The sequence below is a fragment of the Maribacter sp. Asnod2-G09 genome (genome assembly GCF_045063795.1).
Lineage (GTDB): Bacteria > Bacteroidota > Bacteroidia > Flavobacteriales > Flavobacteriaceae > Maribacter.
Map to the genome: position 1 here is coordinate 204,174 of NZ_JBEFOA010000005.1, position 13,263 is coordinate 217,436.

9 protein-coding genes and 2 tRNA genes are annotated in these 13,263 nt (G+C 34.5%); 5 read left to right on the forward strand and 6 right to left on the reverse strand.

The annotated features are described in order from the left end of the window. Positions 1–48: 48 nt before the first annotated feature. The gene (locus ACJJVT_RS13085) at positions 49–1,563 is read right to left on the reverse strand and encodes a GH3 auxin-responsive promoter family protein (RefSeq protein WP_405399277.1); all 1,515 of its coding nucleotides are present in this window, start codon (positions 1,561–1,563) and stop codon (positions 49–51) included. Positions 1,564–1,641: 78 nt separating this feature from the next. Here ACJJVT_RS13085 and ACJJVT_RS13090 point away from each other — a divergent pair, with 78 nt between their 5' ends. Continuing rightward, on the forward strand, positions 1,642–2,436 hold the full coding sequence (locus ACJJVT_RS13090) for a DUF2797 domain-containing protein (protein ID WP_405399279.1): 795 nt from the start codon (positions 1,642–1,644) through the stop codon (positions 2,434–2,436). On the opposite strand, the gene ACJJVT_RS13095 is transcribed toward ACJJVT_RS13090, so the two are convergent. From ACJJVT_RS13095 to sppA, 3 genes are read right to left on the reverse strand one after another with little or no spacing between them, the layout of a single operon-like run. Further along, on the reverse strand, positions 2,429–5,167 hold the full coding sequence (locus ACJJVT_RS13095) for an AsmA-like C-terminal region-containing protein (RefSeq protein WP_405399281.1): 2,739 nt from the start codon (positions 5,165–5,167) through the stop codon (positions 2,429–2,431). The two genes, ACJJVT_RS13090 and ACJJVT_RS13095, sit on opposite strands and share 8 nt — an antisense overlap. A gap of 32 nt (positions 5,168–5,199) precedes the next feature. Continuing rightward, positions 5,200–5,916, reverse strand: a complete 717-nt coding sequence (locus ACJJVT_RS13100; protein ID WP_405399282.1) for a queuosine precursor transporter — start codon at positions 5,914–5,916, stop codon at positions 5,200–5,202. Between the two features lie 3 nt (positions 5,917–5,919). Continuing rightward, positions 5,920–7,680 (reverse strand): signal peptide peptidase SppA, encoded by a 1,761-nt coding sequence (sppA, locus tag ACJJVT_RS13105; protein ID WP_405399283.1) that lies wholly within the window; start codon positions 7,678–7,680, stop codon positions 5,920–5,922. 71 nt (positions 7,681–7,751) lie between these two features. Here sppA and folK point away from each other — a divergent pair, with 71 nt between their 5' ends. Continuing rightward, positions 7,752–8,894 carry a 2-amino-4-hydroxy-6-hydroxymethyldihydropteridine diphosphokinase gene (gene folK / locus ACJJVT_RS13110; RefSeq protein WP_405399284.1) on the forward strand — a complete coding sequence of 381 codons (1,143 nt, stop codon included), beginning with the start codon at positions 7,752–7,754 and terminating at the stop codon, positions 8,892–8,894. Between the two features lie 118 nt (positions 8,895–9,012). Here the strand turns inward: folK and ACJJVT_RS13115 are convergent, their stop codons facing one another. Further along, positions 9,013–9,543 carry an RNA methyltransferase gene (locus ACJJVT_RS13115; protein WP_405399286.1) on the reverse strand — a complete coding sequence of 177 codons (531 nt, stop codon included), beginning with the start codon at positions 9,541–9,543 and terminating at the stop codon, positions 9,013–9,015. A 165-nt stretch (positions 9,544–9,708) separates the two neighbouring features. Between ACJJVT_RS13115 and mutS the strand changes: the two genes are divergently transcribed. From mutS to ACJJVT_RS13130, 3 genes are all read left to right on the forward strand, one after another. Further along, positions 9,709–12,291, forward strand: coding sequence for a DNA mismatch repair protein MutS (mutS, locus tag ACJJVT_RS13120; protein WP_405399287.1), 2,583 nt, complete (start codon positions 9,709–9,711; stop codon positions 12,289–12,291). Positions 12,292–12,388: 97 nt separating this feature from the next. Continuing rightward, positions 12,389–12,460, forward strand: a tRNA-Gly gene (locus ACJJVT_RS13125). Between the two features lie 43 nt (positions 12,461–12,503). After that, positions 12,504–12,590, forward strand: a tRNA-Leu gene (locus ACJJVT_RS13130). 346 nt (positions 12,591–12,936) lie between these two features. Here ACJJVT_RS13130 and ACJJVT_RS13135 read toward each other — a convergent pair. Next, complete coding sequence (locus tag ACJJVT_RS13135; protein WP_405399288.1) at positions 12,937–13,191, reverse strand: AAA domain-containing protein; 255 nt, start codon at positions 13,189–13,191, stop codon at positions 12,937–12,939. Positions 13,192–13,263: the final 72 nt, after the last annotated feature.

Here is a 13,263-nt window from a genome sequence, read left to right on the forward strand (position 1 = left end):
ATAAAAGTTTGTTGTGATTAGGCTAATAATTAGTGTGAATAGAGTTATTTACTTGTTCATTCGCAAAAGCTCTTCTAAATAATCTCTCTTATTTGACAACCTCGGAATTTTATGTTGACCACCAAGCTTGTCATTTGCCTTCAACCAATCATAGAATAAGTTCTTACGCGCAATGTGTACCAATGGTGCGTTAAGGGTAATATTATTTAATCTCTTAGCTTCATAATCTGAGTTGAGAGATTTTAATGCGTTATCAAATATTTCTACAAATGCACTAAAATCTTCTGGTAAGGTTCTAAACTCCATAATCCATTCGTGGGCACCTTTTTCTTTACCCTCCATAAAAACTGGTCCGGCAGTATAATCCATTATTTCAGCTTCCGTTTTTGCGCAAGCTATTTTTAAAGCTTCTTCGGCATTCTCTATAATAAGCTCTTCACCAAATACATTTATATGATGTTTGGTACGACCTGTGACTTTAATTCTATACGGGCTTTTAGATGTAAACCGAACCGTATCTCCTATTTTATACCTCCACAATCCTGAGTTTGTAGTAATGATTATAGCATAATTTTTACCCAACTCTACACTCCACAGGGGTATTGCCTCTTCATCAAAAGCACCATAAACATCCATCGGAATAAACTCATAGAAAATTCCGTAGTCTAACATCAGTAACAAATCATCAGCTCCGTTTCTATCTTGAATAGCAAAGAAGCCTTCAGAAGCATTATAGATTTCGTAATATCTAAAATTGCTATTAGGAAGTATTTTTTTATACTGCTCTTTATAAGGATTAAAGTTTACGCCACCGTGAAAGTATACCTCAAGGTTTTCCCAAACTTGAAAGAGATGCTCTTTACCAGTTTCTTCGAGTACTTTATTTAATAAAACCAACATCCAAGAAGGTACACCTGCCAAACTAGTAACATTCTCTTGAACACTTTCGTGAATGATAGCCATAAGCTTACTCTCCCACTCACTCATTAACGAAACCTTATTACTAGGCGTGCTACTGTACTCTGCCCACAATGGCATGTTATCAATCAAAATAGCAGATAAATCTCCAAATAACGAGCCATTATCCTCATAGAGCTCTTTACTACCACCTAGTCTTAAACTCTTTCCTGTAAAAAGCTGTGAGTTCTCATTATTATTCAAATAAAGGCATAATAAATCTTTACTAGACTTATAATGACAATCTTCTAATGCCTCGCCACTAACGGGTATAAATTTACTTTTGGCGTCAGTTGTACCACTACTTTTCGCAAACAATTTTACTTTAGTAGGCCAAAACAGATTTTGTTCGCCCCTTCTAGTTCGTTCAATTATAGGCTGAATTTCTTCATAAGAAAATATAGGCAAACGTTCTTTAAAATCATTGTACGATTTAATAGACTCAAAATCATAGGTTCTACCAACCTCTGTATCTTCTGCAAATTCGAGTAACTGAAGTAAAACCTCTTCTTGAACCTCATCAGGATACTTTAAAAAAAGCTCGATTTGATGGTAACGTTTTTTTAGCAACCAAGAGGCAATGGAATTAAATAAGGTAATTGGCATTTATAGGTATCTTTGTATTGTTAAAAATAGCGCATCTAACTATCATTTTCAAATGATAATTCAATAAGCAAGATTTAAATGCAATACGAGGGAGTACTTAGAAAAATGCAGACAGAAATAGGAAGTCCGATTCAATACTATATGTTGTTCGAATCTGACTTTTTGAATGTAAACCAAATTCTGGACAAAACATTAAAAATAGAATTCATTAAGCATCAATGTCTAAATTGTGGCAATGACCGCCCTATTTACAGACAAGGTTTTTGTAAGACATGTTTTTTTGAAATACCATCTGCAGGAGATTGGATTATGAGACCCGAGTTAAGCAAAGCGCATTTAGATCAAGAAGACCGAGATTTAGCTTATGAGAAAAAGGTGCAATTGCAACCACATATTGTATACTTGGCCAATTCTAGCAATGTAAAAGTAGGTGTAACCAGAAAAGGTCAAATACCAACACGTTGGATTGACCAAGGTGCTCATGAAGCAATTGAAATCGTAGAAGTACCAAATAGATATTTAGCCGGTATTACAGAAGTTGCCCTAAAAGACCACGTTGGTGATAAAACAAATTGGCGCACTATGCTTACTAATACAGTGGTCGATGAAAATCTTCAAGAATGGCGCGATAAACTAAAGCAATACATACCTGAAGAGGCACTACCCTATTTTTTAGATGCTAATGCAGAAACTGAATTAGAATTCCCGGTACTTCAGTATCCAACCAAAGTAAAAAGTTTAAACCTAACTAAAACACCAACCTTTAAGGGTAAATTAAAAGGTATTAAAGGTCAATACCTCATCTTTGAAGACAACACCGTTTTCAATGTAAGAGGTAGCGAAGGTTATTATGTAGGCTTAACTATTAGTTAGTACTATCTTTTTTCTTTTTACCGAATAAGCCACCTAAGATATCTTTTGCCTTTTCTTTTACAGCTTCTTCTGTTTTAACAGGAGTAGAATCTTTCTTAACAGATGTAGTAGCGGCAGTATCTTTCTTAGTAGATAAGATTCCTCCTAAAATATCTTTAGCAGCTGTTTTAGTGTCCGTCGATTTTTGGCTGGTAGAATCTGTCGTTGTTTTATTTCCACTAATTAAACCACCGATCAAATCTTTAGCCTTATCGGTACCTTTAGCAATTAGTTTTTGCTTTTCAACCTCAATAAGCTGATTAGTTAATTGCTTAACACCAGACGTCATATCTGTGGTAACCGTAGGGCTGTTATAAAGACCACCAATGTTAGCGACAACAGGTATGGTTAAATCAGCCAGAGAAGGATCATCTATTTTAGCAATCAACTTTGTAATATCTGAACCTAAATATTTCGCAGGTACTTGCAAAGTAGCTTTGTAATTCAGTTTTTGATCAAACGAATGGCTACCATCCACATTTATGGCAATATCTTTATAGTTTAAAGTAAAAGGTTTTACAACCACGATACCATCTTTAAAAGATAACGACGTTTTTAAGTCTTTTAAATTCAGCTGTTTTAAATCAATAAAATTTAAGTTAGAAACTAATGAATTTAATACCGGCGCCTCTTCGGTATTAACCTCTTCTGTCATTAAATCAGCAAACATTTCACCGGTCAATGATAATAAGTTCGGCATTAAATCATCGGTTAAATTACCTGATAGAGAAATATCTGATGTTAATTTACCATTCAACATTTTCGCAATTGGCGCTATAGCTTTAAACAAATCAACAGAAGCGAATGTTTCTTGAATACCAAGTTGGTTTAAATCTAACTTCATATTAAAAGTTGGCGTCTCATTCTTTGTAGACACATCGCCATTAAAGCCGATTTTACCGCCAAACATACCAGCAGTCATATTGCTTAGCGTAGCAGTTTCATCTTTAATCTTTAAAACTCCTTTTACATCACTTAACACAATATCATCATACAATACTTTTTTAGCATCTGCATTAATGGTCGCATCTAAAAAAGATGGAATTTTAATCTTTTCTTCTTCTACCGCTTCACCAGAAGTGGACTTACTCTCATTTGTAGTTGTAGGGGCTTCAGTCTCAGCAACCATAAAATCGTTTAAAGCAAAAGAATTTGATTTCAGATTGAAATTACCCTCCACTTTTTCATCATTAAACATAAACCCTAATAGATTGTTTATAGTACCTGTAGCATCAAAATCTGTAGTACCCGTGGTACCATTTAATTGATTTAAAGTAACAGTCTTTGGGTTGAACGTTAAACGAGCAGCATTAAATTTTACAGGATTTGCCAACTCTTCTGAGTTGTATTCAAAATTAGTTACACTTAGATCGCCGGTAGTACTTGTTTTTTCATATTGTTCTTTCTCTACTGACTGCATATCAAAAGCAGTGGTTATATCTGCCTTCAATAATCCTTTTAAATCATACTCTGCAGGTATTGGGTATGCTTTCGAAATATTAGCCAAGTTCATAGCACCATCAATATGTGCTTTAACCTTAGTATTTCCCATTAACTCTGTTATGTGTGATGTAAGATTGAATTTATCTTCATCAATCATAAAAGAAGCTTTATTTACATCAACATAAGTATCTTCAACAATACCCGTTTTATTATTCAATTGAATATCAAAGAACACATTGCTAACCGCTTTTGGTAAATCTGGATATTTGAAAGATGCGTTATCTGATTTTAAATCAACATGAAATTTAGGAATATGTGTTTCATCAACTATACCGTTAAAATTACCATTAACCGCAAAGTCACCTGTAGTAGTAACATTTTCAATGTCTTTAGAATAAACTTCTGGTATCAGCCCTAAGAAGTTTTTAAAATCTGACGATGGAGTCTTGAATGTCAAATCTATTTCTTGACTGGCCTCATTTAGTTTAATAAAACCATCAAACACTAATGGCAACTGATTAATTAACGCCTCATTCTTTAAGAAAGAATATTTGCTCTCATTTAAATCGATACCAACAAGTGCATCTAACTTAATCGTGTTTTTATTTAAATAATTAACACTATCCATTTCTAAGGATATAAGAGCATCTGTATGCGTATCTAGCTCAGAAGTAGCCAAAGACAAATCTCCGGTTCCTTTATGCTGAAAATCATCTAATTTAAAGGTTATACCCGTTGAATTATCGGTGTAATAAATTCTAGTATTGGTTATTTCATAAGACTGTAAGTCTAAATTAAAACCATCGGTTGAGCTAGATTCTTCATCAGCGGTAGTTGGCTCTGAAGGTTTTGCAATATCATAGTTGGCATTTTCTTCTTTATCAACGACGACATTTATGAATGCACCATCTAAATTGATATTATTAATAGCTATAGCATCACCCTCGCTTTTAAACAATTGCATAATACCCATTGTTAAGTCTAAGTTTTTAGCCTTAAATAAGGTATCTCCCTCAAAAGGAGCTTTATTTAATAGCACAACATCTTTAAACTCCACTTCTGCATTCGGAAAACTACTGACCAAACTTAAATTAGCCTCAGAAAAATCTAACGTGGCATTTACATTCTGGTTGACATTATTTTTTATAATGTCCCCTATTTTAGCTTCTAAGAAAAAAGGAGCCGCTATTAAAACTATAATAATCAAGACTAATAATACCCCGACAATCTTTAAAATTTTCTTACCCATAGTATATTTTTATACTGTTTTGTTTATTGTTCTTAATCTAAAACATCTAAATCCAATTCTTCATTTGGCTTTAGATTAAAACGTTTTCTCATAATATATACGAAGAAATAGAGAAAAGGGGTGTCTATAAATGCTATAAAAATCTTAAAAATAAATCCGCTTACTACGAGACCGAAAAAAAGCTCCCACGGTAATACTTTGAAGACACATAACAACCCCACAACGGTAAACGTGTCAAGAAATTGTGAAAGGAATGTCGAAAAATTATTACGCAACCATAAATACTTGCCTTTGGTCAATTTTTTCCAAAAATGATAAATAGCCACATCTACATACTGCGCTAACAAATAAGCTATCATAGAAGCTAACACGGCTATTGGCGACAGTGCAAAAACTTGTGTAAATGTTTCATCATTTATAGGTGAAGAAGGAATTGCAGGTGCTACTTCTGCCAATAATATAATACCCATAGAAAAGAAAGATGCAAAAATACCCGCGGTGACAATCTGATTTGCCATTTTTCTACCATATATTTCTGAGATAAGATCTGTTATTAGAAAAGTTATGGGATAAGGCAAAATACCTACGGACACTTCAAAAAGTGAAACCCCAAAAACAGTGAAATCCCCGAAGGGATTCCAATAAAAAAACTTTTGAAATATTAGGTTTGAAACCACTAGAGAAGTGATAAATAAAGCCCCTAAATACAGATAAATACGCTGAGCTAATTTTCTATCTTTTAAGGTCATATATTACTTAATATCTAATACAAACGGCATTCTAGCCTGTATACCCTTTTGCTCTTTAAAAGATTGCAGTTCCTTTAGCACTTTATATGCCTCATCGCCTATTTCATCTTTCAATAAATTGTCTTTGATTTGAAGACTAGCGCCTTCCAAATCTTCCATAAAGCGTTCAAATCCGCTTTTATATTTCGGAAATTTCTTAACTCCGTAAGAACTCAGTGAAGCTAACTCAGCAGCAGCTTCAATTGCATCATCTAAATTACCCAACTCATCTACCAAACCAACTTCTAAAGCTTCGGTACCGCTCCAAACTCTACCTTGCGCAACACTATCTACTTGCGCCATCGTCATATTTCTACCTTCAGATACTCTTTGTAGAAATGTTTGGTAGGTTTCTTCGATACTCTCTTGAATTTGATTTTTAAAACTTTCTTGCATAGGCTCGAAAAGTGAATAATCGACAGCATTTTTATTAGTACCAACTTGCTCTGCATTAATACCTATATCACCAGCTAATTCAGTCATGTTCGGCACAGTACCGAATACACCTATAGAACCCGTTATTGTCGTAGGTTCTGCGAAAATCTTATCAGCACCAGCAGCAATGTAATAACCACCAGATGCAGCAACATTACCCATAGATACAATTACAGGCTTCACTTTCTTGGCAAGTGCAACCTCTCTCCAAATAATATCTGAAGTTAAAGCACTACCACCCGGCGAATTTACACGTAAAACAATTGCCTTTACATTTTCATCTTCACGAGCTTTGATCAATGCTTCGTTTATAATACCCTGACCAATGATGTTCGGACCACCTTCACCATATAAAATTTCACCTTGTGCAAAAACAATGGCAATTTTATCATCACCAGATTTTAATTTCTTTTTATTCGAATACTTTACGTAGTCATCTAATTTGCTATAGTTAATGTCGTCGTCTTTTTTAATTTTTAAAGCATTTGCCAGTTTACTCTCATACTCATCATAAAAAACAATATCATCAATCAATCCTGATTGCTTCGCGTATTTCGGAGTTCTACCACCTAAGGTATCCGCAATAATATTTAAATCTGATTCAGAAATAGATCGTGTTTTTGAAATATCAACAATCATAGAATTCCAAAGCGATTGCAATAAAGAAGTTAATTGACTTCTATTGGCTTCACTCATGTTATTTTCAAGATATGGCTCAACAGCACTTTTGTATTTTCCATGACGAATGACCTCCATCTTAATTCCAGATTTCTCTTGCAGTTCTTTGTAATAAAGAACCTCAGTCGACAAACCTTTAAAATCTAAAACCCCTACAGGGTTTATAAAAATAGAATCTGCAACACTAGCCAAATAATAATCGCGTTGCATAAAAAAATCTGCGTATGCGTAAATAAATTTACCTTCTTCCTTAAAATCTTCTAATGATTTTCTAATAGCCTGAGTTTGTGCCAAACCTGCCATTATAAAATTGTTATTAATAGTGATTCCTTTTATTCGGTCATCATTTTTCGCTACCTCAATAGCTTGTATTATTTCATCTAAACCTTGCGACTCTTCAAAAATACCTGCGAAGGGATCTAATTCGTCACTACCTGTATAATCTGAAATTTGTCTTTGTAATTGCAACTCAAGAATAGAGTTATCTTCAATGGCAACGGTATCTTCACCACTACTAACTAAGCTTACAAAAATCAAAAACATTACAAACATGATTCCGAATGCAAACAGGGAACCCAAAATGGAAGCAAGAAAATTTCTTAAAAAATTCATTTAAATCTTTATTATAATAGTGAACAAAGATAACTAATGTGGATATGTTTTAGTTATTTTGTCCCAACATTATGGGAGTATACAAAACAGCATTCTTATCTATTGGCAGTAATTTAGGTAACCGTCAATTGTTATTACAAAAAGCTATTTTCGAAATCGGCAAAGTAACCGGCGAAATTAGGCAGGTTTCTGCTGTCTATGAAACTCCGTCCTGGGGTTTTGAAGGTGAAGATTTTTTGAATGCCTGTTTAGAATTACAGACATTGCTTTCCCCAGAAGACTTACTTGCTAAATTATTATCGATAGAAACCGATTTTGGAAGAGAACGCAGTGAAGGAAATAATTACCAAAGTAGAACTTTAGACATTGACATCCTCTATTACGAAAAAGATGTAATAAACACTACAAACTTAACTGTACCGCACCCTAAAATGCAAGACAGAAAGTTTATTCTGAAACCACTTGCTGATATTACCCCGCAATTCTATCACCCTATATTAAATAAGGATACAAGAAATTTATTGCAAGAATGCAAAGACAAGAGCACCATAACAAAACAAATAAAAAGACTTTTTAAAAGCAGGCATACATTTTTCGCTAGTTTGGAATATGTTGCCATTGAAGGAAATATTGGAGCAGGTAAAACAACATTGGCAACTAAAATTTCTGAAGACTTTAATGCAAAATTGATTTTAGAACGATTTGCCGAGAATCCGTTTTTACCTAATTTTTATGAGGATCAAGCGAGGTATGCTTTTCCTCTGGAGATGTCTTTTTTGGCAGACCGTTATCAGCAGTTTACAGAAGACACAAATCAACTAGACCTTTTTAAAAGTTTTATGGTAAGTGATTATGATATTTATAAATCTTTAATATTTGCCAAGGTTACCCTACAGCAAAATGAATTTGACCTCTACAGAAAGGTATTTAACTTTATGTACAAAGAAGTTAAAAAGCCCAAAGTATACGTTTATCTGTACCAAACAACAGAGAGATTACTAGAGCAAATAAAGAAACGTGGTAGGGACTATGAACAGAATATAGAACTCACCTATCTTGAGAAAATTAACCGTGGTTATTTCGACTTTCTAAGAACATACCCTAAAGAAAATCAACTGATTATAGATGTAAGCGAACTTGATTTCGTGAGTCACAAAAGTGATTACGAAACTGTTTTAACTAAGATCGAAGACTTTGCATTAGCTAATACATGACAATAATAAATCGCATAATTTCTTGCGTAAATGAAAAGAAATTCTTTTATTGTGAAGGCATACGTGCAACTAACTAACTCAAACTATACTAAAAAACCTGGTCTACGACCAGGTTTTTTTATGCGTTTAATTTACTCCAGCAATCCCAAACGACAACACCTACACTTACTGAAATATTCAACGAATGCTTGGTACCGAATTGCGGTATCTCTAAAACCTCATCACTAGCAGTTACCACATTTTGGGCAACACCCTTAACCTCGTTTCCAAAAATGAGCACCTGCTTTTTATCTTTGGCAGGCATATATTCGTTAAGCTGCGTAGCTTTCTCTGCTTGCTCTACTGATATTATATGGCAACCCTCTTTTTTTAATCTTTCGACCAAAACCATCGTATCATCAACATACTCCCAATCGACACTATCGGTTGCACCTAATGCCGTTTTATGAATATCTTTATGAGGCGGTTTAGCAGTAATACCACACAAGTATATTTTTTCAATCAAAAAAGCATCGGCAGTTCTAAAGACCGATCCAATATTATTTAAACTTCTTATATTATCAAGAACAATAATTATGGGAGATTTACCGGCAAGCTTATACCCTTCAACATCAATTCTATCTAACTCCTCATTTCTTAATTTTCTCATACTTTACTGATCAATTTCATTAGTTTGATTGGTTATAAACTTATCCTCAAATATCAACAATGATTAAAATTCAAGAGATTAAACCATACTTTCGTGAAGGTGCAAAATTAATGAGATAAAGATAAAGTGGCGGATAAAAGCAAGACAAAAAAGGTAACCCCTTTAATGAAGCAGTATAATACCATCAAGACCAAGTATCCTGATGCATTATTGCTATTTCGAGTAGGCGATTTTTATGAGACATTTGGTGAAGATGCAGTAAAAGCTTCGCGTATATTAGGTATTATTCTAACCAATAGAAATAATGGTGGCGAGCGAACCGAGTTAGCTGGTTTTCCGCATCACTCTCTAAATACCTATTTACCTAAATTAGTAAAAGCAGGTCAGCGTGTTGCAATATGCGACCAGTTAGAAGACCCCAAACAAACAAAAACTATTGTCAAAAGAGGTGTGACCGAATTGGTTACCCCAGGTGTGGCAATGAATGACGACATCCTAAACTCTAAGACCAATAACTTTCTATGTGCCGTATACTTCGGAAGAAAGAAAATAGGTATTGCGTTTGTTGATATCTCTACGGGTGAGTTTTTAACCTCAGAAGGTAGCGAAGAGCAAATAGACAAATTAATACAGAATTTTTCGCCTAATGAGATTTTAATATCCAAAGCACATAAAAAAGAATTCTTAGAGGTATTTGGTAAAAACCATCATCTGTTTTACTTAGAAGACTGGGTTTTTCAAGAAGATTACGCACTAGAAAATCTTACATCTCACTTTAATACCAATACATTGAAAGGCTTTGGTGTAGATCATTTAACCTGCGGTGTTATAGCGTCGGGTGTGGTTTTACACTACTTGGGCGAAACACAACACCGCCAATTACAGCATATATCTAAATTACAACGTATTGCCGAAGATGATTATATATGGATGGATCGCTTCACCATTAAAAATCTAGAACTTTACCATTCTACCAATGTAAATGCAGTAACACTTTTAGATGTTATTGATAAAACCATCTCACCAATGGGTGGACGAATGATTAAAAGATGGCTTGCCTTACCGCTTAAAAATTTAGAAAAAATTAAAAGGAGACAACAAATTGTTTCTTTCTTGCATGATGAAGAAGTTGTTTTAGAAAAATTTCAGCACCATATTAAACAAATGGGCGATTTAGAACGATTAATTTCTAAAGTCGCTACAGGCAAGGTAAACCCTAAAGAAGTAGTTCAGCTAAAAAATTCTTTAGAAGCTTTAATTCCCATAAAGCAATTAGCCACCTCATCTAAAAACGAATCGCTCGCTTTAACAGGAGACCAAATACAATCTTGCGATTTACTCCGCGCTAAAATAAAAGAGATGCTTAGCGAAGAAGCACCTGTAAATATTTTAAAAGGAAGTACGATCGCAAAAGGATTTTCTGAAGAATTAGACGAGCTCAGAGGATTAGCAACTTCAGGAAAAAACTATCTAAACAAAATGCTTGAAAGGGAAACTGCCGCAACTGGCATAACATCCCTTAAAATAGCTTCTAACAATGTCTTTGGTTATTACATAGAAGTTAGAAACACTCATAAAGATAAGGTACCTGAAACATGGACGCGTAAACAAACTTTGGTTAATGCAGAACGCTATATTACCGAAGAACTTAAAGAATACGAAGCAAAAATTTTAGGAGCAGAAGACCGTATTTCAACTTTAGAGCAACAACTATTTTCTCAATTAGTAGTATGGATGCAAGAGTATATTGCCCCTGTACAAAACAATGCACACCTTATTGCTCAATTAGATTGCCTTTGTGGTTTTGCACAACTTGCAAAAGAAAACGCATACAATTGTCCGGCTTTAAATGATTCTACAGATTTAGAAATAAAAGACGGAAGGCACCCGGTTATTGAAAAACAGCTGCCTTTAGGCGAACAGTATATTGCCAACGATTTACAACTAGATAGATCCAATCAACAATTTATAATGATTACCGGTCCGAATATGAGTGGTAAATCTGCCTTATTACGACAAACAGCATTAATTGTACTTCTTGCACAAATGGGAAGCTTTGTACCTGCAGAATCGGCTAAAATTGGTATTGTAGATAAAATATTTACCCGTGTTGGTGCTAGTGATAATATTTCAATGGGCGAATCTACTTTCATGGTAGAAATGAACGAAACGGCGTCTATACTTAATAATCTCTCTGAGCGAAGTCTTGTTTTATTAGATGAAATTGGTCGTGGCACAAGTACCTATGATGGTATTTCGATTGCTTGGGCAATTTCTGAATATCTACATGAGCACCCAGCAAGAGCAAAAACAATGTTCGCAACGCATTACCATGAGCTTAATGAGATGACTAACACCTTCAGCCGCATTAAAAACTATAATGTTGCTATAAAAGAGTTAAAGGATACGGTTTTATTTCTACGAAAATTAGTTCCCGGTGGTAGTGAACATAGTTTTGGTATACATGTAGCTAAAATGGCAGGCATGCCCCAACAAGTAATTCAGAAGGCAAATAAAATTTTGAAGAAGTTGGAAAATAAACACGTAAGTGAAGATGTCGGAGACAAATTAAAAAGTGATTCTGACGAAATGCAATTGAGTTTTTTCAATTTAGATGACCCCTTATTAGAAGAAATTAAGGACGAAATCACGAATTTAGACATAGATACCCTAACTCCGGTAGAAGCATTGATGAAATTAAATGAGATTAAAAGGCTGTTAACCAAGGGTAAAAAGGCTACTTCATAAATTTTTTAATTCTTTTGCACTTTTTTACTTTGGTTTTTACAGAATTGTTTTAAATTTGCAGCCGCATCTTTTAAGAGATGCACGTTCTTAAAAATTTGCGAAAGTAGCTCAGGGGTAGAGCATCACCTTGCCAAGGTGGAGGTCGCGGGTTCGAATCCCGTTTTTCGCTCAGAAAATGTTGCCGGTCAACATTTTTTTTCAAAGCCAAGTATGCTCGAGTGGTGGAATTGGTAGACACGCCGGACTTAAAATCCTGTGCTCTTTGGGGCGTGCGGGTTCAAGTCCCGCCTCGAGTACCACAAACCCCTGAAATCAATTGATTTCAGGGGTTTTTTTATTTTATAGGGCAACCTTTAGGGCAACTTTTTAATAATAAAGGCGTAAAAAAAATTTTAAGCAGTATAGTTTCCCTTAATTTAAGACAATCTAATAACCTCGTATTTTAAATGATTCGCTAAAATACCCGATGGGCTCTTACTACTCTTATCTAGAATCTTGGTATTAGCAAAGACTATAAAGTTATCCTTTGCCCTTGAAACTGCAACATTCAACATATTAGGTTTATTACCCCCTATCAAAGAACATAGTTCCAGAATCACCATCACCATAAACCATTGAAAAAAGAATAATAGGTCGTTCTACTCCTTACAAGACATGTACCGTTCCTAATTTCATAATACTAGTATTTATATCATTTTGCTTTAGTAAGCTTCTTAGAACATTCTTTTGACCTGTAAACGGGGTTATTACCCCTACAGCTTCCTCTACCTTCATGTCATACTTGCCTTCGATTTTATTTCTATTAAGAAGCAACCATTTGACCAACTCTTCTACTTCATGGTAGTTTTGCCTACTTGTATTATTTGTAACGGAATTACTTTCTATATGAATGCTGTACATGGGTGGAAATAGCAAGTCGTTTCCTGACCTACCTTTTAAAGGTATTATTTCTAAACTCCCGCATTTTGGATT